Raw genomic sequence first — 23,352 nt, 5'->3', positions numbered from 1 at the left:
ACCATTCTTAATTTACTTTATCAGGATCATACTTTTGGACATCGGCAGGTCTTGTTAAAGTGGGTCTCTTATTTGTGTATTTCATAGGTAAACGGATCACACTATCTACCCAATCCTGAAAACGGGGAGGATAAAAAGGTGACAGATAGGGAGCTCCTAGACTAGAAAGACGAATCAAGTGAATCAGTAATAAACAAAACCCAAACATGACTCCGTAAAACCCTAGGAAACCCGCCATAAAAAGGATCGGAAACCGGATGATTCGAATAACATTGCCCATTGTGTAACTTGGTGCAGTAAACGAGGCTAATGCACTTAAAGCGACGATAATAAGCAAGATATTACTTGTAAAACCAGCCTGCACCGCTGCTGTACCAATTACGATCCCTCCAACGATACCCATCGTTTGACCGACTTTCGTTGGCAAACGTGCTCCAGCCTCTCTTAAAAGCTCAATAATAAACTCAAGCAAAACGGCTTCAAACAATGGTGGAAAGGGAACCCGGGACCTTGATTCTCCTAAAGGCACCAAAAGTGCTTGAGGAATGATTTCATAATGAAACGTTAAGGCGGCCACGTATATCGACGTGAAGAAAATGGACAAAAACATGGCAACTATCCTTAATAAACGTATAAATGTGGCAATCGGCCACCGTATATTGTAATCTTCTCTGCTCTCAAAAAACTCAATAAAGGTAAAAGGGCATAAAATCACATTCGTACTGCCATCTACAAACAATGCTATTTTTCCGTTTAGTAAACCATCACTCACTCGATCTGGTCTTTCAGTTAATAGCATCTGTGGAAAAATAGACCAGGAATGATCATCAAGGTGCTGATTGAGCACCGAGCTATCAATGAGTGCATCTACTTCAATTTGGTTCAGTTTATGTTTTACTCTGTTCACAAGATCTTCTGAAGCTATCCCTTTTATGTACAACAGGGAAACAGCTGTATTAGTCCTGGTGCCAAAAACAAAAAATTCGTTGCAAAGATCAGGGGTGGACAGGTACCTCCTGATAACCGAGACGTTTGTAGCCAGACTTTCATTGAAGCCGAGCTGTGGTCCTGTAACCTGTGATTCATTTTCAGGACGGCTCAGTGCCCGGCTTTCTTTAACAGGAATGGAAGCTAAGATTATCTTAGGAGTACCTTCGATAAAAAGAGCGACGCTGCCTTTAATCATTCTAAGAATGGCATAAGATAGATCATCTGTATCTTCAACTTCATTAATAGCAATAGAAGCGTAGACCGTTTCAGTCGTAATCTCATCGGCTTGTTTGATCTTGCCGATGATGTTCTGATTCAATTCTTGTTGGTTTATCTGATTTTCTATGTAATAGATGGTGAGATTTATATACTTTTTAACCTTTAGATCTGAGGTGTTGTTAAATTTTTCATGAATCATCGGGGTAAGATCATCAGATTTCAACGGCAAGTTAGAAGTATTATGGGGTTCTGCGAGTTCTTCTGTCTGTGGACCGTTTTCTAGGCTGCTCTTTGGCTGCAGCCGCTTATTGATTGCACGCTTTTTAAACATATTCTCACCTCAACGTTAGTGTGAGCTTTAATTAGGAGATTATTCTAAAAGCATGCAATGGGTATAAAGAAATCCGTTCAACACATATTGGACGGATTTTTCTATTCATATATTGAAACATCTGGACAGAAACCAGGATTTCTTTTACACACCTTTTCATGGGCTTTGGGATATCTTTTAATTAAAAAATGTATATAGCTAAGCATTCTGTGGTTTTGGATAAAATGATTATTGTTAAAGTTTAATTGAAATTCTCGTCCAACAGGGAGATTTAATAGAGGTTTGTTTCTAAAAAAGAGGGGAGTCATGCAATTCGAAATAGCATCATGAACATTGACGATGCGTATGCTGTTTTTTACTGCTCTATAGAATTTTTTTGTAAATACATCATCTGCGATGGGCAAGCTGGCAAAACTATATAGAATTGGGTTTTTGAATGCTGTATTTACAGCAATGTCCATAGTAAGTAACGCCGCCAGGCTGCCGCCTAAGCTATGCCCTGTCACAACAATTTGTTTTTCTGTAGAAAGGTGTTTTATGGTTTGAATAATCTTATCTCTAAAGGTTTGATAGATTCTTGTAATACCACGATGCGTTTTTCCGCAATTCTCTACATATGGGTAGGGTATTTGCACAGCATCAAGATAAGAACTTACATTGGTCAATGTCTTTGTTCCTCTAAATGCTACGACGATCATATCCGGAGATTCTGCAATATAACCGAATGCTTCACCAGCATTTGAAGTAACAGCACGATTAAATACAAAGCCAGCAGGCAATGCGAATACGTCAACTTCTTGGACCATATACGCCTGATAGGACATAACCGCTAATAGCAGAGCCAGTTCGCCGTTGAACGCAAAAACTTCTTTTCTTGTAGTCACATCAATCACTTCCTCATATTACCGATTTAATAGTATATGAAAAAGTGGGTGGACAAGTATAGACACATACACTGAGGAGTTCGACTATTTTAACGTATAAACTGAAACTCTGTTTAGCGCTCGCGAGGATTGGTTACATAATAGAGATAAATACATTCTATCTTTATAAAGATGAATAAAAAGGAGAAGGGCATGACCATATTTCTTAGTTTCATTTTTGCAATAGGATTTGCAATTATTCATTTAAGTTCAAAATCAATGAACTTTATAAAGGAATCGCCTCGCAGCAAATTCTTATCTTTTGCAGGCGGGGTGGCTGTATCTTATGTATTCTTGCATTTACTTCCAGAGTTGGATCATTATCAGGAGAGTGTCGGCCATACACTTAATAATGGAGCAGGAAAATACCTGGAAAATCATATTTATGCAGTTGCTATGCTTGGTCTTGCTCTCTTTTACGGGCTTGAGCGGCTGGTTAAGAATTCAAAAAAGAAACAGAGCGGCAACTCAGAAGAGGCTGCTGCTTCGATAGGCGTTTTCTGGATACATATCACGTCGTTCTTTTTCTACAACTCTGTCATCGGCTACTTGTTGATCAGAGATGAATATGAAACACATTGGGGCATGTTCTTTTTCTTTACCGCGTTAAGTATCCACTTTATAGCCAACGACAGGGGACTCCGAAAAGATCATAAACACATATATGACAAGTATGGGAGGGTCCTTCTTGCCGTCGCGCCCGTTCTAGGATGGGGTATAGGGGTGATAACAGAAGTTCATGAACTGATCATCTCTGTATTAGTTGCTCTTCTTGTAGGAGCGATCACCTTTAATGTTCTAAAAGAAGAATTACCGGAAGAGCGGGAAAGCAGCTTTACAGCATTCATCTCAGGTTTAGCCGTGTATTCTGTTTTAATGATGCTGATCTAAACGTTATCCGTTTACTTTTTTAAACCATTCATTGATTTGAGTAAAAAACATCTTCACCTCTGGAGGTAAATATTTTTTCTCTATTAGGGAAAACGTATCAATATAAAATGAATGGAGGGAACCTAAGTGAATACCGACAATCCGAATGACAATTATCTATTTCCACTATCAGGAGGAAAGCTGGATTTACAGAACGGTGTGAAATTAAATGAGGATACATATGAAGTGTATGTAAATGATAATTTTGTCGGACATAAAACATTAAAGAATGCTGGTGAAAAACTTTCAGATGTAGACGACTTTTTACAAATTCAAGGAATTCATAATTTTTCCTCTTCATTAGAAGGTGACCACTATATAATAAAAACAAATGAAGACACCGAAAATTTGAGAGATGCATTATCCGTTTATTTTAATAATCGATAATTAACTAATGGATTGTCATAAAACCCAGTAAAACTGGGAATTTGATAATCCTTTTTTATTTTGGATAAATGATAATAGAAATTTTAAATCAAGAAATTGAATTATTTAAGAGTGAAATTTAGCATCAATAGGGCTGCTATCGCTTTCCCTTTTTCTTGTTCTTCACTAAATGGTGCTTTAATAGAATAGGATATCAAAAAGGACCAGACAAAGTGTCTGGTCGCTTTTTGATGCTATACATATTCATTTGCAGTGTTATTTCGGTTTGCTTTTTTTTGTTGTTTTACTTTTTGTACACCAAAACAGAACCCGTTAAATGGCCACTTTTTTATTTTATTGGGATGGCCGTTGGAGTTGACTGCTCCCTATGTTTTAAAAGAAGGAAGGAGAGCCCGATTCCAACAATCGTAAGTACGAGCATCACACCATAAATCGCGTGAATACCGGATGCGACGATCTCTTGAAGCTGTGCAAGCTGCCCTGTAGGAAGATCTCCGCCATGTTCAAAGGAAGCATTAAGATCAAGATCTTGTCCAGCTTTTTCAGCTTTTGATAGCGTGATTAAGTTAAAGATCGTACCGAACACGGCTGAGCCAAGCGTTTGACTGAACGTGTTCGTAAAGGTGTTGGATGCTACTGCTACTCCGCGTTTGTTCGAAGGTACAGAAGCTTGGATGATCAGCATGTAGATCGGTGTAATGAGGCCCATCCCAAGGCCTAACACGCCTGAAGCAACATAGATTAAGAACGTTGGAGAATGTGCATCTAACAAATAGAAAATGAGTGATGCTCCACTAACAACACTGATTCCAAGTGTAATGATCCAGTTATCCTTCAACTTTCCTATCAGGTTGCCAGCGACTAACGAACCAAGCGTCCACATAACCGGTAGCGGCATCAGTACGAATCCGGCTTGAGTAGCCGTTTTTCCCATAACTCCCTGACTCCAGATCGGTAAATAGATCGTGAGACAGATGACGACAGCACCTGAAATCAACGTTAATGAATTTACGATCAAAACACTTTTGTTTGAAAAAAGGTTGAGTGGAATGAGCGGCTCAGGCGATTTTTTCTCAATCGAGACAAACCCCACAAAAAATAGGACGGCAACTGCAAAAAGGCTAAGGATCATCGGATTGCCCCAGTCTTGTGTTTGGCTCCCTGTTAACAACGCATATAAGAAGGCGATCGTTCCAATAGAAAAAGTAACAGCTCCCCAATAGTCAATGTAAGGTTTCCCTTTTGTCAGATTCTCTTTATAGTTTGCGATAAGCATGAAAAAGGCCACAAGACCAAAAGGAATATTTAAGAAAAAGATATAACGCCAGGATAAAGTGTCAACGAGGAATCCACCCATTAAAGGACCTAACACACCGGCAACCCCCCAAACCGCTGAGATCCAGCCTTGTGCTTTCGCTCGGTCCTTCGCCTCTGAATAAAGGTCACCAATGATGGTCATGGTGATCGGCATAACAGCGCCGGCACCTAGACCCTGAATCGCACGGTAGAAGATCAGCTGCTCCATCGACATCGCGATCCCGCAAAGAGCAGACCCGATTAAGAAAAGAATAATACCCGCAAGAATGACTTTTTTTCGGCCAAATAAGTCGGCAAGCTTTCCGTAGATTGGGGTAGAAACCGCGGTGGCAAGCATATAGACCGCGTATACCCAGCTGACAAGCTCGATTCCTGAAAGATCACTCGTAATTCTAGGTACCGCTGTACTGACTATGGTTCCTTCCATAGCAGCAAGAACGGTTACAAGCAATAGAGCGGTCATGATTTGTTTTCTCATAGAAGTCCTCCTTAACTAATTACCACAGTTTGAGAGTGAAGCAGAATAATCAGATTGTTCACATAGTTAAATAAATAATAAAAAAAGAAAGTGCAGCCAAGAAAATAGTTTATCACTTAAATAACTAATAAGCCATTATGGAATATTTGCTAACCCAGGGATAGGCAGAAAGAATGATTGACAGGGGTCATTGTATATTTTTATAATCAAATAAAATGATATTGATAATCATTATCAATTGTTTATCAGGGGGAAAGTTTTATGATTGGTTCAGAAATGAATGAAACCGATTTTCAGGTTATAAAAGAGGATGGTATGGAGCGGTTTACATTCCGTCCAGTTGATTTTGAACTTGACTTAGAACTGCTTTATGAATGGATGCATGAACGTCACATCGCACCGTTTTGGAAGCTGAATCTTCCAATGGGTGAGTTCAAAGAATGGCTTCACAACTCCATAGCTGCAGAACATAAAGAGGTTTACATGGGAACGTTTAATGGTACCCCGGTTTGTTATCTGATCGCCTACTCAATTAAAGAAGATCCGATCAAGGATTATTATGAATATCAGCAAGGTGATCTAGGCATGCACCTGCTGGTTGGACCACGCCGCTTTTTGAATAAGGAAGACGGACTTTCTATTATCAGAAGCATGATTATCTTTTTATTTCACAGGTATGGAGCAAAAAGAATCATAGGGGAACCAGACATTCGAAACCGGATCGTCATACCGATCTTAAAAGAACTTGGGGGTCAAGTGTTAGGACAGATTGACTTACCAAATAAAAAGGCGATGTTAATAGTGGGAGAAAGGCAATCTGTGGAGAGTAGATTAAAAGAGAAGAATATTCATGTAGAAATAATGAATTCAGTGACGAATACAAGGAACAAGATTCTATGATAAATGTACGAGCAGCGGTAGATCCGCAAATAGTAGCGTTGCTTCATTCCATTAGTAAAAAGATGATGGAGCTTAATCATCCGCCAATCGATCTGTTAACACCTGAGCAATCGAGACACTATTACAAAATAGCTAGAGAATTTTTTACAACTGTTCAAGTGGATGGTGTAACCATCGAGAATACATACATCAAAGCTACTTTGAAACATGAGATACCGATACGCATCTACACACCTGATGGTGAAGGTCCTTTTCCGGTTCTTGTGTATTTTCATGGCGGCGGCTGGGTATTCGGAGACCTAGACAGTTCAGATCATGTTTGCCGTTACTTTTCAAAAGAGGCTGGTATTGTTGTCGTTTCGGTCGCATATCGGTTAGCACCGGAACATAAGTATCCAGCAGCGTTTTTAGATGCCATAGATTCAGTAAGGTGGGCATTTCAACATGTCAAAAAGTTAAATGGGGACTCCACTCGAATCTTGGTAGGTGGTGAGAGCTCTGGCGGAAACCTTGCTGCTGCAACCGCTATCTATTATAGAGAAGATGAAGAATTTAAATTATCTCATCAATTCTTAATTACCCCTGTATTGGATTACAATTTTGACACCTTATCTTATAGAGCAAATTACCAGTTTAACCTAACGACGGAAAAGATGAAATGGTTTTGGGGTCACTACTTGAAAGACCCAACACAGGGGAGAGAGACATTCGCTTCACCTCTACAAGTTTCTTGTACGAAGGATTTACCAGAAACGCTGCTGGTTACAGCTGATTTTGATCCTCTCCGTGAAGAAGGTCTATCGTTTGTCGATCGGTTAAGAGAGGACGAGGTAAAGGTGGAACACTTGCATTTTGAAAATATGGTCCATAGTTTTATCAATATGATTGGCACTAGTGATGAAGCGAGGAAAGCACTGATTGAAATAACGAAGAAACTTAGAGAAATGTTATATATAGAGTAATTTTGATATACTGTTTTTGGGTGATCTGAATGTTTTTAAGGCGAATAACGCTTTTACGTGAGAATATCACATCTTTTAAATCCTATCCGTTTACTATACCTTCTATTAAGAATTTGAATGAAATCTCATTAGAAAAGAAAGTTACTTTTTTTGCAGGAGAAAATGGGACAGGAAAATCAACATTGTTAGAAGCCATTGCTGATAAATGTGAGTTTAACACTGCTGGCGGTGGCCGGAACAACATGTACGATGTTTATGCTTCAGAATCTGAATTAGGGAAGTATGTAAGGCTTTCGTGGATGCCAAAAATAACGAATGGCTTCTTTTTGCGTGCGGAATCTTTCTATAATTTTGCGACGCATATCGATGAGATCGACAATACAGGTTTTAAAGATTATGGCGGCAGATCCCTGCATCAACAATCTCATGGGGAATCTTTTTTATCTTTGTTTTTACATCGTTTTCGAGGAAAGTCGATCTATCTGTTAGATGAACCTGAAGCCGCACTTTCACCATCAAGACAATTGACCTTCTTGAGGATTATTCATGATCTAACTTTGAACGGAGATACACAGTTTATTATTGCCACACATTCTCCTATTCTTTTAGGGTTTCCAGATGCAGATATTCTAAGCTTTGATGGAGATCAAATTAGTAGGATTGATTATGAAACAACAGACCATTATCAAGTTACCAAGTACTTTTTAAACAACAGAAGTAAGTTCATGTCAGAGCTGCTAAAAGATGATTAAGGTCCTGCTTTCTCATGGAAAGTGGGACTTTATTTTATGAAATAGAACAAAAAAGGGACTGCACATTTTGAGGCAGCCCTTTACTCCCACACTATTTATGGCTTCATGGTCACCCAGCTTCCAACATGATGAATGGCAACTCCACCAAAACCAGCATGCCCAGTATAGTACCCCGTAACGGCAGCCAACTGTTGGTTCATGTAGTTTTCACCTTCCTCAAAAAAGGTGATCTGATTTCCCTCATTCGTTTGTCCCGTTTCTACACCAACTAATAGGTTTTTTCCATACTTGCTGCTATACGCCACTTCATTTTTAACTAAGTCTATAATCATTGAAGAAGAATCTCGGTAAGCCATGAGCGTCACGCTGTTCGTCTTGCTGATCACCCATTCAGCTAGAATTCCTCTTCCGTAAATATTTTTATAAGAAATCTCATCAAACCAAAAAGGAAGATCTGCTTCAAGCTGAAGGTTCAATGCATCTGAATCTTCTTTAGCACGAGTCAGCAAAGATTGATAAGATTTCACTGTTTCAGCACGGTTGTTTGCCCATCCACTATACAGATATGGTTCAACATCAAGGTGGATACCTGAAAATTGTTGCAAAGAAGTCGAGCCGTTTTGATAACTGCCAAGCCAATTCATCAGTTGATCCTGGCTTAAATAACCTTTAGGTGCCACCCACTGCGGTGATCCATCGAGTGCATAAACCTTCATGCCATTAGTGGCAGCTTTCTCTATAAAACTTCGATAGACGTTCATTGGAACATCACGGTCAATCTGTACATACACTTTGGTCAGCTGTTTACTTTCTAGAAAAGCAAGAGTACCACTCTCGTCATTTACAATAATCCATGGATTCCAAAGCCAAGTTGCACGATCTTTTTGAAAAAATGCTTCTGTTTTCATTGTCGTACCTCCAACGACGATCAACATAAATACAAATAAAACCGCAATCTTTGTCTTCACCAAATAGCCCTCCTTTTGATAGCCGAAGCTCGGGAAAGAAGAGCCTTGGCAACCTGACGACCATACGCTTACTTTCAGCGGTTAGGCTCATGGCTTTGCGTCCTTTCCTTTCGGAGAAGTTTGCCTTTTTCAAAATTTTATTCTTATAAGATATATCGGAAGTGGAAGGGCAGCTTTTTAATTAAAGAGCACATTAAGTAACTACATTTGTAATTCCAAAAGGATCATAAATAAGCACATACGTTGAGAAAGGAATCTGATCACTCTTCACTTCTTTAACCAGCGAAAAGCCAAGATGCTGATAGATCCTTACATTTTGAATGGTCTCAGTTTGCAGCAAACAGAAAGTCTTGCTTCTCTTTGTCTCTGCCACGGCTGCTTTCATCATTTCGGTCATATGCCCTTGATGCCTGTGGGCAGGATCCACACATACTGAATCGACCATCAAAAAGTCATTGAAATTTTTCTTATAATAAGAGAGAGTTGCATTCGCAGGCTGTAAGCGGCTTGCTTTTCTCATGAATTCCACAAAAGACAGGTGAAAGAAGAACTGCGGAAGACGAAAAACACACGCTGCAAATGCCAGAAAGAGCTTGCCAATCTTTGTTTTCTCACCATGACGCGTTACACAAAAGAGCCCCTCCACATTTTCAGAAGTAACATACAGTCGTCCGTTTGACTGAAGGACCTGAATCACGATTGGAAATGTCATCTTTAAGATCTTTCTCCTTTTTTGAGGTACAGGAAAGAAGTAAACAAACATGGGATTGTCAATAAAAGAATTCGTTAATACATCACTTGCGGCCGTATAGTGTCTCTTTTGCAGCGGAATTAAGTGATTATACATGGAATGATCTCCCTCCGATGCGATCTCCCAACTATATGCCGAGAAAAGTTGTATATATAACTTTAAACCTAGTAAGGCCTTTTAATTGGAAAAAAGTAAATGGATGTGTTAAGTTATTTGAATATTTTAAAAATAGGAGGGTGTATATTGGCTTATTATGAAGGTAAAACATTTGTTTCTGTTCAAAATACCGCAAATGGGGAGGTGTCTTCTAAAACAACATTTCACTACAAACAGGAAGGGAACATTATATCAGCTACATACGGTGGTGGAGAAATTATAAAAGGGACACTAATTGGAATTGTAAGCGACGATGGTATTTTACGATTCAGATACAATCATGTGAACAAAGAAGGTGATATTAGAGGCGGCGAATGCGTTTCGACACCCGAGACGCTGTCTGACGGAAGAATCAGACTTCATGAAAAATGGAAGTGGACTGATGCTGATCAGAGTGAAGGGGAATCAGTTATTGAAGAGGTAAAGTAGCTTCCACTTCCATTTATTATCGTTTTGTTAGCTTGTCTGAGATATCTTTAAGGATTTCGTTTTTCTCTCGTTGTAATTTAAGAATTCTTAATAAGAACCAAACGATAAATACGATAGGTGCTATGTAGAATAGTAAAGTTATAAGTGGAAAAAAGGCAAATACTATACTGTTATCCAAGTTCATTCTCCTTAAGATTTTGGATAATTATACCATACGAACTGCAAAAAAAAAGAGCAAATTATATTTGCTCTTTTTTTGTATATCTTTACAGGCTTTAAAAAAAGATGAATAAGATTATCTCGTTAGGAAAACACTATTGGTAACAAATAGCTAGGTTTGCCATTTGTTTCACAGAGGACGAAATTTTATCGTCCTCTCCTCTTTAAAAAACCAAAATGCCGTAACAGAAAGTGGAAACATAACCCCATTAAGGGAGGTGAAAAATATGGCTAGAAACAACAGCAACAACCAATTAGTAGTACCTGGAGCTCAACAAGCTCTTGACCAAATGAAGTATGAAATAGCTTCTGAGTTCGGTGTACAACTTGGACCAGATACAACTTCTCGTGCTAACGGATCTGTAGGTGGTGAGATCACAAAGCGTCTTGTCGCTCAAGCACAATCTCAACTATCTGGCGGACTTCGTTAATAATTGTATATCATGGCTAAGGCTGCCCATGCATGGGCAGCCTTTATTTATGTGAAAGGGATCACCGAAGAATTTTGAACATCATTCATAGGGTATCCCCGACTTTTTTAGTTTTAAATTTTTAATAACTCATCTTAACATGTCTTAATTACTTCTAAACGTGTCCTTATAATGTTCAATGAAAGATGAGGTCGGTTAGGAATTTGCCTGCCTGGTGTAATCATTTAATCTTCACTTTCTGTTTGCTCAGTAAGATACTGATTGCCTGATGTTGCATAATTAACAGATTGCAAACTCATCATGGGTTCTAATCCAAAAAGTTCATCAATATGCTGAGCATTTTGAGGCCTCTTTATGTTTGGTTTTGTTGTATCGTTTTCCACGGTCAATCCCCTCCTTTCCATTTTAGTACTTCAAACACCTGTATTTGTAACACCCTTAGTGTTAGACCAATCTCATAAATAAATATCCGGGAATGTTTGCATAATAAAGGAGTGAGTAAAAAGGAGTGAAAGAAATGGCTACCGAAGGACAAACAAACAAGAACCAATATCATATGAACGTGAAAGGGCCTGAAGAGTCGCCTGGAGAAGTACACCAAATGGTAACAGCTGATGATGCCGAGGAGATTAAAGAAAGAGAAGCAAAATTAAAGAATAGCGGGAAAAAATGAGTAAAGGAGCCAAGTTTATGCCAAATGAAAAAGAACAAAAGACAAGCAATGAGCTTGCTGAAAAAAATTATGAAGTCAGTGATTACAAAAGTAATTCAGAGCTCGCAAAAGGACTTGCAACTACTCACGAGCAAGTAAGTGATACGTATATGGAAGGAACGGTTGATGGAGTAATCGAAAATGTGGAAGGTGAAGACGTTCCATTAAAACGAGAACATTATGAAAGCAGAAAAGCTGATCCAAAAGGACGTTAATTCGTCTTTTTGGTTCAGCTTGTTTTACTTAGGAGGATGCCTTTTGGACGGAAATGTATATGAGATTCCCAATCCTGAAATGGATGATTTTATCAACCGGGAAATTAGCTCGATGAAGTTCACGAAAAACTTTCGATCGTCCACTGCTGAAGAATGGTATATGTTTCTTAAGTCGTATCGAGATCCTGTATCTAAAGGGGCTGCCGGTAAAGTAATCGTTCATTATAACCTTTTTGGCAATCGTGATGTATTCATCAATACAACCATTATTTTGGATGATCCCGCTCTTTATAAACATGAATGTCATAAGCTTATTTGTGCTGTAGCAGATGAAACGATCAATCGTCTAGTCGGTTATGCAGACACCTTATTATCTGTACATGCAGGAGAAAATTCCTATCAAGCTGAGTATGTTGAAAGAAATATATAAAGATTATATACAAGTATAATCTCTTTTGGATTGTGAACCCTAATTTTGACGTTTCAATTTTGACGCACAAAAAAATAGGAGGTCTTTATTAATGAAGGCTGTAACCTATCAAGGAAAAAATGAAATAAGTGTAAAACAAGTAGAAGACCCCAAAATACAAGAAAAACAAGATGTTATTGTTAAGATCACTTCCACCGCAATATGTGGTTCAGACCTTCACCTATATCAAGGGAATCTTCCTGTTCCGATCGGTTATGTGATCGGTCATGAACCAATGGGTATCGTTGAAGAAGTTGGTCCTGAAGTAACAAAATTAAAAAAGGGAGACCGTGTTGTTGTTCCTTTTACTGTTGCATGTGGAACTTGTCCATATTGTAACCAGCATCAAGAGAGTCAATGTGATAACTCGAACCCGCATTATGATTCAGGCGGTTTATTTGGCTATACGGAAAAATTCGGAAATTACCCTGGTGGACAGGCTGAATATCTTCGAGTTCCATTTGGAAACTATACACCTTTTCAAATTCCAGAGGATTGTGAGCTTGAAGATGAAAAATTATTATTTTTATCTGATGTACTCCCTACAGCTTTTTGGAGTGTTGAACATGCTGGTGTGAAAAAAGGGGATACCGTAATCGTATTAGGATGTGGTCCTGTCGGCTTGATGGCTCAGCAATTCGCTTGGAAAAAAGGAGCTGATCGAGTAATCGCTGTCGATTATTTTGATTATCGATTAGACCATTCCAAAAAGATGAACAAAACGGAAACTTTCGATTTTACAAAATACGACGACATGGGTGAGACCTTAAAAGAACTAACAAGCGGTGGAGCAGACGTTGTGATCGATTGTGTGGGGATGGACGGTAAGAAGTCACCATTAGAATTTGTAGAACAAAAGTTAAAGATGCAAGGCGGAACACTTGGACCAATACAGATCGCGACAAAAGCGGTTCGAAAATGTGGTACTGTCCAATTAACTGGAGTTTACGGCGGTTTGTACAATATGTTTCCTTTAGGTCCATTCTTCTCAAGAAATGTGACCATTAAGATGGGGCAGGCACCAGCTAGAGCCTATATGCCAGAGCTGTATAAACAAATTGTAAATGGTGATATTGATCCGACCGCCATCATCACTCACTCACTTCCTCTGGATGAGGCTTCGCATGGGTATAACATCTTTAACAAAAAAGAAGACAATTGTATTAAAGTTATACTAAAACCATAAGTCAACCCCTAATTTTCCTTAAACAAGGAGAATTAGGGTTTTTTGTAAATAAAAAGACGCTTTGCTGGAGGGCTTAAAAAAATGCGAGAGGATGCATAAAGGAAGTTTATCATGAAACTATCATGAAATGACCATTGAGGCAGCTGGGGAGCTTTCCTATAATGTGAATGATTGTATAAAAAGGAAGTTAGGGGAAAGTGGATATGAGAGGCAAATGGAAAAAGATACTGATAATATGTATGATCATGTTCGCTTTTATGTATATAAATAACAGTTCATTGTTTACCAAAAAAGATGAAGATGATGCCAAACCTTGGTTAATGGCCCATAGAGGTCTGGCTCAAACCTTTGATATGGAAGGTATTACAGGTGAAACATGTACGGCTGAAAGGATACACGAGCCCGTACATATGTATTTAGAGAATACGATTCCTTCGATAAAAGCTGCTTTTAAAGAAGGTGCAGATGTTGTTGAATTTGATGTACAGATGACAAAAGACAAAGATTTTGCCGTGTTTCATGATTGGACACTCGATTGTCGTACGAATGGTGAAGGCGTGACAAGAGAATATTCGATGGAAGAACTGAAGCAATTAGATATCGGTTACGGGTATACGGCAGACGAAGGAAAGACGTATCCTTTCCGCGGAAAAGGTGTAGGACTAATGCCGTCGCTGAATGAAGTGTTATCAGCTTTTCCAGATGAGGACTTCTTGATTCATATTAAAAGTGATGATCCGGATGAAGGAGAACTGCTCGCGGAACACCTAGGCAAATTATCTAAGGATCGATTAAGTCAGCTTACTGTTTACGGAGGTGATCAGCCGATTAAGACGCTGAAGCAAAACCTGCCGGAAATGCGTGTAATGTCAAAAGAAACGATGAAGAGCTGCTTGCTGCCTTATATGGCTGTAGGATGGACAGGCTATGTCCCTTCAACATGTGAACATACACAAATTCATATGCCGGAAAGTTATGGACCGTGGATGTGGGGCTGGTCTGAGAAATTTATCACTCGTTTAGAGGATAAAGGTACGCGTGTCCTCATGGTTGCTGGTGATGGAGGCTGGTCAGAAGGCTTTGATACAGTGGAAGATTTAGAGAGGCTGCCCGCTCACTACTCCGGAGGCATCTGGACTAATCGAATCGATGTGATAGAAGATAAAGTGAAGAAAAGCAGATAGGCAAAAAAGAAAAGAGAAATAGGTATGCATCTATTTCTCTCTTTCTTATCTATCTGCCTGTATTCTCAGAATCTTTTTCGTAGGCGATCACCACTAAATTTTTGTTAGATTGGCCGCTAAGTTTCTGTTCGAACGATTGAAGTTCGTTCACCAGTTCAGCCGGCAGATCTGCGGCACTATATTCTTTATGTTGTTCCATGTTTGATCTCTCCTTTTTTATTATTATTCTTACCAAGAGCCAAAGGAATTAACCCCAAAACACAAGGAATACAGATCTCACTTATTTTGTTGAAATTAATCTTCATATTTTTGGTTAAAGCGGTATAATGGTGATAGCTGAATAAACATATAAGGTTCGTTTGTATAAACGTTAAAAGGGAAGCTGGTTAAAGTCCAGCACGGTCCCGCCACTGTAATCGGGAGAGCTTCTCACAATCCACTGTTCTAATAGAATGGGAAGGGAAAGAAGCTTGATGAACGAGAGTCAGGATACCTGCCTTATCTGTCTGTGCAACCTTCGAGGAAAGGTGAAGCGATCGTAATCATCGTATATCATGATTTTTACTATTGATTTGCTCTCCTTAAAAGGGAGGGCTTTTTCTTTTGCACGAAAGACAGCTAAATACGATACATAACAGGAGCGTGAAGAGTTTGAAGAAGTTTACACAAATCACCATGATGCTTTTATTGGTGATCGCAATTATCACTGGCTGTTCCACGGAAAACGAAACAGCTAAGAAGAACGAAAATGGTGCACAAACGCAAAAATCAGATTTTCCTGTAAAAATCAAAGACGCTAGTGGAAAAGAAATAACCATTGATGAAAAGCCGGAAAGAATCGTGTCATTGCTTCCGAGCAACACGGAAATTTTGTTTGCCCTTGGATTAGAGAAAGAAGTTGCAGGCGTATCAGATTTTGATAATTATCCAGAGGCAGCAGCAAAAAAGACAAAGATCGGCGGCATGGAATTTAACGTTGAAAAGATAGTTGGCTTAAAACCTGACCTTGTACTTGCTCATGAATCAGGGATGGCTGCAGCAAAAGACGGGTTAAAACAACTTGAAGATGCCGGCATAACAGTATTTGTTGTAAATGATGCAACAAACTTTAAAGATACGTTTGACTCGATCGATACTATCGCTGAAGTAACAGGAACGGAGAGTAAAGGCGACAAGCTCGTGAAGTCTATGAAGGATGATCTTGAAGATATTCAGGAAAAAGCTGAAACAGTAAAAGAAAAGAAAAAAGTATGGGTAGAGATCTCCCCTTCTCCAGAGATTTATACAGCTGGAAAAGGAACGTTTATCGATGAAATGCTGCAAGCTATCAATGCGGAGAACGCAGCAGGAGGCCTAGATGGCTGGGCAAAAGTTTCAGAAGAACAGCCGGTAGCCTACAACCCGGATGTAGTCGTAACAACCTATGGCTACTATACGGAAAAGCCAAAAGAGCAAGTGATGGCAAGACAAGCTTGGAAAGATGTAACAGCTGTTAAGAATAACCACATCTATGATGTTCATTCGGACAAAGTAACACGTCCTGGTCCGCGATTGATTGAAGGAGTGGAGGAGCTTGCACAAGCTATCTATCCGGAAGTATTCAAAAAGTAAACTTTATTTTTCATATGCAGCACTATTTATCTTACTCGCTGCAGCACTGGTTTTGGGGATATCGATCGGTTCCGTATCGATCCCCCTTTTTCATGTCGTTCAAATATTAGGTGCAGAAATTTTTCATTATCCATTGCCAAAAGAAATTGATTCTTCGACCGTTTCGATTATTATGCAGATCCGTTTTCCAAGGGTGCTGCTTGCTATGTTAGTGGGGTTTGCGCTAGCGTTAGCGGGAACGGCTTTCCAAGGACTCTTAAAAAATCCTCTCGCAGATCCCTACACACTCGGTGTATCTTCAGGTTCATCGCTTGGAGCTGTTATCGTACTGTTTTTTGGGCTGCAGCTGCCGGGTATCGGAAATTTCACACTGCCCGTCGTCTCCATTGTTGCAGGTTTTCTTACGCTCGTTGGTGTGATCTCTTTTGCCCGTTTAGTACAGCGGAACCTGTCTGTGGAAACCATCATCTTAGCAGGCATCCTATGCAGTTCCTTTCTTGGTGCTCTCATATCACTGCTCATCGCATTATCAGGTGAGGAGCTGCGTCAGATCATTGGCTGGCTTTTGGGGAGTGTTTCCATGAGAGGCTGGCCTTACGTTTCGTTGATCGCACCGTTTCTTGCAGCGGGTTTGCTCATGCTATTAACGAGTGCAAGGGAACTGAACGCTATGTCTTTCAGCCAAAGTGATGCTAAGAGCATTGGTGTTGATGTGAAGAAACATACAACGATTGTCCTTCTCGGTGCTTCTTTATTAACAGGGTCAGCGGTTGCCGTATCGGGAACCGTCGGATTTGTAGGTCTCGTGATCCCCCATATCGGGCGAATGATTTGGGGAGTTGATCACAGACAGCTGCTGCCTCTTTCCATGTTGCTTGGCGGTGTGTTTTTAGTGCTGGTCGATTTACTGGCACGTACGATCATTGCGCCAACTGAGCTGCCGATCGGTGTTCTGACAGCGATCATCGGTAGTCCTGTATTTGCGATCATCTTTATCCAACATCGACGAAAGAGGGTGACCACATGATTTCTGCTGTAAAAGTAAACGCTGGGTATGAAGGAAAGAAGGTCTTAAATGACATCTCTCTATCCATATCAAAAGGGAAGATGACTGGAATTATCGGACCGAACGGAAGCGGAAAAACCACACTTATGAAAGTGTTGAACGGAACTCATCCAATGAACGGTGGAGAAGTTCTGATTAAAGGTAAAAGATTGCAGGACTATTCGGCTAAAGAGCTGGCAAGAGTGATCGCTGTTCTTCCGCAGCATGCTGAGAGTTCATTTGACTTTACTGTCCGCGAAGTCGTAGAGCTCGGCAGATATCCTTTTTACAAAGGACTGCTAAAGGCTGCAAGTGCATACGACGAGCAGGTTGTAAATGAAGCGATGGAGCTGACTGGTGTTCAAGGTTTTGCACACAAGAATATAAATCAGTTGAGTGGCGGGGAACAACAGAGAGTCATGCTGGCAAAGGCACTCGCCCAAGAACCTGAAATATTGCTTCTCGATGAACCAACAAACCACCTGGACCTTTCGTATCAGATGAAATTGATGGATCTCTTGAAGAAGTGGATATTTTCAAAAGAGTTAACCGTAGTTGCGATCCTTCATGATCTGAATATCGCGAGCCTTTATTGTGATGAAATCATTCTGTTGGATGAAGGAAGTGTAAAAGCAGACGGACAACCACGTGCCATTATGAATCAAGATCTTCTTCAAGACGTATACGATACAAATTTAACCCGTCAGGAACACCCTTCTACACCTAGTCCATTGATCGCGCCAGTTCCTGAAATGGATGCACAAGAGAAAACGATTCAGTCGATCGAACTGACAGCATCGAAAGAGCTTATGGTGTTTTCCAGTCCTTTTCCATTGAAAACGCTGTCGTCTGCGTTGATAGGCGGAGGGTTTCAGTGGGCATCCACGTTCGTCAACCGTCATGTGGATAAAAACTATTATATTGACGATGCACACAATGAATATAAGGACTATCTACAGCAAAGACAGTTTGATCCGCACGATACGATTGGTATGATGACTGCGGCCAGGTTAGAAGATGCTGGCGTAGTTTCGATCCAAGAAAAAGACTTCTCCCTTCTGATTGCAGCCACAGCAGGTACAGGTAATGCGGTAGATGCGGCTCAGTCATGGATTCGAAAAGAGGAAGATGTGACAATCGGAACCATCAACATCTGGATCTTTATTGAGAGTAAACTGACAGATGAAGCGTTCGTTCAGGCGATGATGACCGCAACAGAAGCAAAATCAAGTGCACTGCGGGAACACGAGGTGCTTGATCCTGTAACTAAAACGATGGCTACCGGAACTTCTACAGATAGTCTGTGTATCGCCTCCACTCAATCGGGTACTCACACGATGTATGCTGGGACGATTACTCTTCTAGGAAAAGCGATTGGTAAAGGAGTTTACGAAGCAATTGGTCAGGCCATTGAAAACTATAGGAAAAGAATGGCGTTATGCTGAACCATTTTGTAAGTATCATCATAGCAGTCTTTATTGATCAGCTTATCGGAGATCCACGTTGGCTGCCTCACCCGGTAAGAGGATTTGGCAAATTGATTTCTACCGGTGAACGGCTTTTAAATAAAGGCAGATACAAAAAGCAAAAAGGGGTTTTAATGCTCGTCTCCGTCCTTATTATCACATGTATCCTTTCAATGGGAGTGGTGTGGGGGGCATATCAGATTCATTGGTTGACTGGTATTTTAGTAGAGTCATTTCTAATTGCTTCTACCATTGCTGCACGAGGGCTAAAAGAAGCGGGCCTCTCCGTTTATGATCCGCTCGTCAGAGGAGATATTAAAGAGGCGCGCTTTAAGCTTAGCTGGATTGTTGGCCGTGATACGGATCAACTTCATCAGCCTGATATCGTAAGAGGAGCTGTTGAAACGATAGCAGAAAATACGAGTGACGGAATATCCTCACCGCTCTTTTTTGCTTTACTCGGCGGTGCGCCTTTTGCTTTGTTATATCGGGCAGTTAATACGTGTGACTCGATGGTAGGCTACAAGAATGATAAATTTTTAGAGTTCGGCTGGGCATCAGCAAGATTCGATGACCTCTTAAACTACATCCCTGCGAGACTTACTGGTTTACTGATGATTTTAGGCAATCGAAAAAGAAAGCCCGTTTCGCTTATGTGGTTAAAAAAAGAAGCGAAGAACCATCCAAGCCCGAACAGCGGCTGGGGAGAAGCGGCTGTTGCAGGAATCCTCAGCATCCAGCTCGGAGGTACGAATACATATAAAGGGGTCGTTTCACACCGACCCGTTATCGGTGAAGCACATTCGGAGTTAGAACCTTTGCATATCGTACAGTCTATATCCATTATGCAAAAAGCAGTGGTGTGGTTTACTTTATTCTTACTAGCGATAGGAGGGATCTATCTTGCTGTTACCCAATCATGGTGCTAATCCTCAATTGCTTGCGCAGTCATTAAAAAGTGAAGTGAAAAAAGGCAGTGTGGATTTCAGTGTTAATGTAAATCCATTTCCGCCTCTGCCAGAAATAAGTACGGTTTGGAGGAATCTTTACGAAGAGATCCTTCACTATCCTGATCCAACGTGCAGGGATTTTATTGAAAAAGCAGCCGAAAAAGACGGGGTGGGAAAAGAGCAGATACTGCCAGGCAACGGAGCTGCTGAACTGATCTTTTTGATTGCTCAAGCCTACCGCGGAAGCAAGGTGCTGATCGTTGAACCCGCTTTTTCTGAATACCGTGATGCCTGTGCAGTAAACGGGTGTGAAGTCCATTCTTACCTAACAAAAAGGGAGAACGCATGGAGACTGGATCTAGAGGAATTAAAAAAAGATCTCATAGGAAAACAGCTTTGCTTCTTCTGCCATCCGAGCAATCCGACAGGTGTTTCTTACGAGCGAGAAGAATTGGAGGCTGTCATCCATCTCGCTGCGACCTACGGTGTTACATTGGTCATTGATGAAGCGTTTCTTCACTTTATGGAAAAACCAGTATCGGCGGTACCGTTCCTAAATCAATACCCAAACATCATTATTTTAAGGTCGCTGACTAAAATGTTTCACCTCCCGGGAGCTCGGATCGGTTATGCGATAGCCTCTGAAGAACGGGTCACCCGTCTAAAGACCCTTCAGCCGCCATGGAGTGTGAATGGAGTTGCACAGCGACTAGGTTCTATTTGTCTGGAGAGTGGTGAGATGTACATAAAGCAAACAGCTCTGGACATTTCCTCAGAACGAGGACGTATCTTTCCTATTTTAGATTCTTTGGGGTTTGAAGCATCCCCATCATCAGTAAACTTTTATGTACTTCAGAAAAAGGAAAGCCCTGAAGATCTGTTTCCGCTTCTATTGTTTCTGTTTACAAACGGTATTGTAGTTAGGCATACAGAAAATTTTAGAGGAATTGACGGAAAAGGTCTGCGTGTGGCAATCCGTGCTCCTGAAGAGAATAATCGGCTTCTCTCTGTCCTGGAAAGCTGGAATAATACATGATCATTTTTATAACAGGTGGTGTAAGAAGCGGTAAGAGCAGTTTTGCAGAAACGACGGCTGTCTATTACGGAGGACAGACTCTTATTCATTACATCGCAACAAGTGCAAGGCAAGATGGAGAGATGCTTCATCGGATCAAGAGACACGTTGACGATCGTGAAAGAAGCGGGTATAGGTGGAAAACGTGGGAACAAGCACGAAATATCCACGAAATAGAATATAACTTTGAACCAAACAGTGTGATTCTGTTGGATTGCTTGACCAACTTACTAACAAACGAGCTTTTTTATGGTTGGGAAGAGAAGCGAGAACAGTGGCTGCAAAAAGATTACCGTAAGGGTGTTTATAAAAAAATCATCGATGGAATTATCGCACTAAGTGAGGAGAACACCCTAATCGTGGTGTCTAATGAAGTAAATTATGGAATGCCTTTAAGAGATAGCGGGACATATTATTTTGCACAGATGCTAGGAATACTTCATCAGGACATTGTACAAAAAAGTGACTGGGTGTATCAGGTGGAACAGGGAATGCCGATTTTGCGAAAGGGGCCGCATGCGCTTGAAAAACAATCCATCTTATTCTAATGTGCTTCACGGTTTGGGGCTTGCTGTTCAGTTTTTGACAGCTATTCCTCTCAGAGTACCGTTACAATGGACAACAATGACGAGTAGCTGGAGTTTTCGTTTCTATCCATTGATTGGACTTCTGCTCGGTGGACTTGTTGCACTTCAGGCTTTCATTCTTTTAGAGCATTCTAGCTTTTCACTGTTAATCATCTCTTTTTACGTGTTCACTTGTTCTGTTTTTCTGACAGGCGGATTGCACCTAGACGGCTGGATGGACGCGAGTGATGCTTATTTTTCATATAGAGATATTGAGAAAAGACTTCAGATCATGAAGGACCCAAGAACCGGTGCCTTTGGCGTTCTATCTGTACTTTTTCTTTTAAGCTGGCGGTACTTATTCATGTATGAGAGTGTCAAAATGGCCGGATCAGATGTATGCCTTATCTTTTTATTTGTTCCGTTACTCTCGAGGACATGGATGGGCGTTCTTCTTTTATTGACTCCCCTCGCGAAAGAAGAAGGGATGGCATACGAATTCAGAAAAAACGTAGAAAGAAAAAATGTTTGGTTTTATGGATGGTATATGGTAATTGCTCTTGTACTGGCGTATTGGTCAGGTGAAGCGATGATTTTTCTTGTCATGCTTGTAGTAAGTGCAGTTGGATTTACGCTGGGTAGAAGGTTTATCATCAAGCAATTTAGCGGCATCTCTGGAGATTCAGTCGGTGCCTTTACAGAAGGGATGGAAACATGGCTATGGTTCGTCGGATGGCTGTTACTCTCATACGTCATGGCTTAACAAAGGCCAATCAGGAAAAGCGATATATAGGTTTTTCTGACCACTCTCTTTGTGATGAAGGCATAAATGAGCTTCAGGCCTTAAAACAAGATGGTATTTATCCCAAACCAGATCTAATTCTATCAAGTGACAGAAGAAGATGTGTGGAGACAGCCGAGCTTTTGTTTCCAGGTTTCCTGGTTCAAACGTGTGAAGGCTTTAGAGAAATGAATTTTGGTGATTGGGAGAATAAGACGTATGATGATCTTTGCGGAAATCTACAGTACCGAAAATGGATTGACGATCCGAAAGAGGTTTGTCCGCCAAATGGAGAAGACTTAGCTAACTTTGAGAAACGTGTTTTATCGGGATGGCAAAATGAAGTTCTCCCCTTATTTGAGAATAACAATCTCAATCATGTTGTAATCCTTGGACATGGTGGTCCGATTCGCTTCCTTCTGTCACAATTCGCTCCAGAAAAACGTGATCTTTGGGAATGGAGCACGGGACATGGACAAGGATATACGCTTACTTGGGAAGGAGGAGTAGCAGGACGATGCACTTTGTTACAGGCGGCGCCTTTAACGGTAAAGCGAAATGGGTGAAGAAAACATATGGTGTTCCGAGGGAAGATGCAGCTTGGTTTAGCGGATATGAATCTGAATATTTCCATATTGATTTTTCTACATACTCACTCATAGTGATTGAAGGATTAGAGAATTTCGTTCGACAAGTGATCAGGGAAAACCACTCAGATCCTAGAGAAAGGTTAGAGAAACACTTGAAAACATGGATTGCGTGGGAAAAAGAAGCGTATGGCCGCCAGCTCGTTTTGATCGGAACGGACATTGGAAAAGGAATTGTACCGATGAATAAAGAAGACAGAATGTGGCGCGACTATACAGGCTGGTTCTACCAAGACATTACGATGATGGCCGACCAAGTAGATATCATCTGGTACGGACTGTCACACCAACTAAAATGAAAA

At 40.6% G+C, this 23,352-nt stretch carries 28 protein-coding genes and 2 riboswitches; of the genes, 21 read left to right on the top strand and 7 right to left on the bottom strand.

Annotated features, from left to right (window positions below; all coding sequences use genetic code 11):
* Positions 1-7: 7 nt before the first annotated feature.
* The gene (locus tag IEV52_RS15525) at positions 8-1,540 is read right to left on the bottom strand and encodes a spore germination protein (protein ID WP_188403407.1); all 1,533 of its coding nucleotides are present in this window, start codon (positions 1,538-1,540) and stop codon (positions 8-10) included.
* Between the two features lie 101 nt (positions 1,541-1,641).
* A complete protein-coding gene (locus tag IEV52_RS15520) occupies positions 1,642-2,424 on the bottom strand; it encodes a lipase family protein (RefSeq protein ID WP_188403406.1) in 783 nt (260 codons plus the stop codon).
* Positions 2,425-2,616: 192 nt separating this feature from the next.
* On the opposite strand from IEV52_RS15520, the gene IEV52_RS15515 reads away from it, so the two are divergent.
* Together IEV52_RS15515 and IEV52_RS15510 are read left to right on the top strand one after the other, a co-directional pair.
* A complete protein-coding gene (locus tag IEV52_RS15515; RefSeq protein WP_188403405.1) occupies positions 2,617-3,354 on the top strand; it encodes a ZIP family transporter in 738 nt (245 codons plus the stop codon).
* Positions 3,355-3,480: 126 nt separating this feature from the next.
* The gene (locus tag IEV52_RS15510) at positions 3,481-3,780 is read left to right on the top strand and encodes a hypothetical protein (protein ID WP_188403404.1); all 300 of its coding nucleotides are present in this window, start codon (positions 3,481-3,483) and stop codon (positions 3,778-3,780) included.
* Positions 3,781-4,108: 328 nt separating this feature from the next.
* On the opposite strand, the gene IEV52_RS15505 is transcribed toward IEV52_RS15510, so the two are convergent.
* Positions 4,109-5,575 carry an MDR family MFS transporter gene (locus IEV52_RS15505; RefSeq protein WP_188403403.1) on the bottom strand — a complete coding sequence of 489 codons (1,467 nt, stop codon included), beginning with the start codon at positions 5,573-5,575 and terminating at the stop codon, positions 4,109-4,111.
* 261 nt (positions 5,576-5,836) lie between these two features.
* Between IEV52_RS15505 and IEV52_RS15500 the strand changes: the two genes are divergently transcribed.
* Genes IEV52_RS15500 through IEV52_RS15490 form a run of 3 tightly spaced genes read left to right on the top strand, consistent with a single transcriptional unit; the run spans position 5,837 to position 8,189 of the window.
* Positions 5,837-6,475, top strand: coding sequence for a GNAT family N-acetyltransferase (locus tag IEV52_RS15500; protein ID WP_229754312.1), 639 nt, complete (start codon positions 5,837-5,839; stop codon positions 6,473-6,475).
* Entirely contained in the window at positions 6,472-7,437 is a 966-nt protein-coding gene (locus IEV52_RS15495; RefSeq protein ID WP_188403402.1) for an alpha/beta hydrolase, read from the top strand. Before IEV52_RS15500 ends, IEV52_RS15495 begins: the two co-directional genes overlap by 4 nt.
* 29 nt (positions 7,438-7,466) lie before the next feature.
* Positions 7,467-8,189 carry an AAA family ATPase gene (locus tag IEV52_RS15490; protein WP_188403401.1) on the top strand — a complete coding sequence of 241 codons (723 nt, stop codon included), beginning with the start codon at positions 7,467-7,469 and terminating at the stop codon, positions 8,187-8,189.
* A 95-nt stretch (positions 8,190-8,284) separates the two neighbouring features.
* Here IEV52_RS15490 and IEV52_RS15485 read toward each other — a convergent pair whose 3' ends face one another.
* On the bottom strand, positions 8,285-9,157 hold the full coding sequence (locus IEV52_RS15485; RefSeq protein ID WP_188403400.1) for an amidase: 873 nt from the start codon (positions 9,155-9,157) through the stop codon (positions 8,285-8,287).
* 44 nt (positions 9,158-9,201) lie between these two features.
* Positions 9,202-9,292: riboswitch (cyclic di-GMP riboswitch) on the bottom strand.
* Between the two features lie 58 nt (positions 9,293-9,350).
* On the bottom strand, positions 9,351-10,004 hold the full coding sequence (locus IEV52_RS15480) for a GNAT family N-acetyltransferase (RefSeq protein ID WP_188403399.1): 654 nt from the start codon (positions 10,002-10,004) through the stop codon (positions 9,351-9,353).
* A 147-nt stretch (positions 10,005-10,151) separates the two neighbouring features.
* On the opposite strand from IEV52_RS15480, the gene IEV52_RS15475 reads away from it, so the two are divergent.
* Positions 10,152-10,493: an avidin-fold protein gene (locus IEV52_RS15475; RefSeq protein WP_188403398.1), complete on the top strand. Its 342-nt coding sequence runs from the start codon at positions 10,152-10,154 to the stop codon at positions 10,491-10,493.
* A 446-nt stretch (positions 10,494-10,939) separates the two neighbouring features.
* Positions 10,940-11,143, top strand: coding sequence for an alpha/beta-type small acid-soluble spore protein (locus IEV52_RS15470; protein WP_188403397.1), 204 nt, complete (start codon positions 10,940-10,942; stop codon positions 11,141-11,143).
* A 224-nt stretch (positions 11,144-11,367) separates the two neighbouring features.
* On the opposite strand, the gene IEV52_RS15465 is transcribed toward IEV52_RS15470, so the two are convergent.
* Entirely contained in the window at positions 11,368-11,526 is a 159-nt protein-coding gene (locus IEV52_RS15465; protein WP_188403999.1) for a hypothetical protein, read from the bottom strand.
* 134 nt (positions 11,527-11,660) lie between these two features.
* On the opposite strand from IEV52_RS15465, the gene IEV52_RS15460 reads away from it, so the two are divergent.
* From IEV52_RS15460 to IEV52_RS15440, 5 genes are all read left to right on the top strand, one after another.
* Positions 11,661-11,816 (top strand): hypothetical protein, encoded by a 156-nt coding sequence (locus tag IEV52_RS15460; RefSeq protein ID WP_188403396.1) that lies wholly within the window; start codon positions 11,661-11,663, stop codon positions 11,814-11,816.
* A gap of 17 nt (positions 11,817-11,833) precedes the next feature.
* Entirely contained in the window at positions 11,834-12,070 is a 237-nt protein-coding gene (locus IEV52_RS15455) for a YozQ family protein (protein WP_188403395.1), read from the top strand.
* 79 nt (positions 12,071-12,149) lie between these two features.
* Positions 12,150-12,500: a hypothetical protein gene (locus tag IEV52_RS15450; protein WP_188403944.1), complete on the top strand. Its 351-nt coding sequence runs from the start codon at positions 12,150-12,152 to the stop codon at positions 12,498-12,500.
* A gap of 91 nt (positions 12,501-12,591) precedes the next feature.
* Positions 12,592-13,725, top strand: a complete 1,134-nt coding sequence (locus IEV52_RS15445) for a zinc-dependent alcohol dehydrogenase (RefSeq protein WP_188403394.1) — start codon at positions 12,592-12,594, stop codon at positions 13,723-13,725.
* Between the two features lie 203 nt (positions 13,726-13,928).
* The gene (locus IEV52_RS15440; RefSeq protein ID WP_188403393.1) at positions 13,929-14,909 is read left to right on the top strand and encodes a glycerophosphodiester phosphodiesterase family protein; all 981 of its coding nucleotides are present in this window, start codon (positions 13,929-13,931) and stop codon (positions 14,907-14,909) included.
* Positions 14,910-14,958: 49 nt separating this feature from the next.
* Here IEV52_RS15440 and IEV52_RS15435 read toward each other — a convergent pair whose 3' ends face one another.
* Positions 14,959-15,108 carry a hypothetical protein gene (locus IEV52_RS15435; RefSeq protein ID WP_188403392.1) on the bottom strand — a complete coding sequence of 50 codons (150 nt, stop codon included), beginning with the start codon at positions 15,106-15,108 and terminating at the stop codon, positions 14,959-14,961.
* 135 nt (positions 15,109-15,243) lie between these two features.
* Positions 15,244-15,424, top strand: a riboswitch (cobalamin riboswitch).
* 136 nt (positions 15,425-15,560) lie between these two features.
* On the opposite strand from IEV52_RS15435, the gene IEV52_RS15430 reads away from it, so the two are divergent.
* Genes IEV52_RS15430 through IEV52_RS15390 form a run of 9 tightly spaced genes read left to right on the top strand, consistent with a single transcriptional unit; the run spans position 15,561 to position 23,349 of the window.
* On the top strand, positions 15,561-16,520 hold the full coding sequence (locus IEV52_RS15430) for an ABC transporter substrate-binding protein (RefSeq protein ID WP_188403391.1): 960 nt from the start codon (positions 15,561-15,563) through the stop codon (positions 16,518-16,520).
* The gene (locus IEV52_RS15425; RefSeq protein ID WP_188403390.1) at positions 16,483-17,547 is read left to right on the top strand and encodes a FecCD family ABC transporter permease; all 1,065 of its coding nucleotides are present in this window, start codon (positions 16,483-16,485) and stop codon (positions 17,545-17,547) included. Before IEV52_RS15430 ends, IEV52_RS15425 begins: the two co-directional genes overlap by 38 nt.
* Complete coding sequence (locus tag IEV52_RS15420; RefSeq protein ID WP_188403389.1) at positions 17,544-19,010, top strand: heme ABC transporter ATP-binding protein; 1,467 nt, start codon at positions 17,544-17,546, stop codon at positions 19,008-19,010. The genes IEV52_RS15425 and IEV52_RS15420 overlap by 4 nt, the downstream gene beginning before the upstream one ends.
* The gene (gene cbiB / locus IEV52_RS15415) at positions 19,004-19,960 is read left to right on the top strand and encodes an adenosylcobinamide-phosphate synthase CbiB (RefSeq protein ID WP_188403388.1); all 957 of its coding nucleotides are present in this window, start codon (positions 19,004-19,006) and stop codon (positions 19,958-19,960) included. Before IEV52_RS15420 ends, cbiB begins: the two co-directional genes overlap by 7 nt.
* Positions 19,935-21,017 carry a threonine-phosphate decarboxylase CobD gene (gene cobD, locus IEV52_RS15410; RefSeq protein ID WP_188403387.1) on the top strand — a complete coding sequence of 361 codons (1,083 nt, stop codon included), beginning with the start codon at positions 19,935-19,937 and terminating at the stop codon, positions 21,015-21,017. Before cbiB ends, cobD begins: the two co-directional genes overlap by 26 nt.
* Positions 21,014-21,604, top strand: coding sequence for a bifunctional adenosylcobinamide kinase/adenosylcobinamide-phosphate guanylyltransferase (locus tag IEV52_RS15405; protein WP_188403386.1), 591 nt, complete (start codon positions 21,014-21,016; stop codon positions 21,602-21,604). Before cobD ends, IEV52_RS15405 begins: the two co-directional genes overlap by 4 nt.
* A complete protein-coding gene (locus tag IEV52_RS15400; protein ID WP_188403385.1) occupies positions 21,579-22,385 on the top strand; it encodes an adenosylcobinamide-GDP ribazoletransferase in 807 nt (268 codons plus the stop codon). The genes IEV52_RS15405 and IEV52_RS15400 overlap by 26 nt, the downstream gene beginning before the upstream one ends.
* Positions 22,337-22,969: a histidine phosphatase family protein gene (locus tag IEV52_RS15395; RefSeq protein WP_188403384.1), complete on the top strand. Its 633-nt coding sequence runs from the start codon at positions 22,337-22,339 to the stop codon at positions 22,967-22,969. The genes IEV52_RS15400 and IEV52_RS15395 overlap by 49 nt, the downstream gene beginning before the upstream one ends.
* Complete coding sequence (locus tag IEV52_RS15390) at positions 22,921-23,349, top strand: bifunctional adenosylcobinamide kinase/adenosylcobinamide-phosphate guanylyltransferase (RefSeq protein WP_188403383.1); 429 nt, start codon at positions 22,921-22,923, stop codon at positions 23,347-23,349. The genes IEV52_RS15395 and IEV52_RS15390 overlap by 49 nt, the downstream gene beginning before the upstream one ends.
* The last annotated feature ends 3 nt before the right edge of the window (positions 23,350-23,352 follow it).

This window comes from Fictibacillus barbaricus, from assembly GCF_014635025.1.
In the GTDB taxonomy this organism is placed as follows: domain Bacteria; phylum Bacillota; class Bacilli; order Bacillales; family Fictibacillaceae; genus Fictibacillus; species Fictibacillus barbaricus.
Note: the sequence above shows the minus strand (reverse complement) of the source record. Positions and strands in the feature narration are given on the sequence as shown.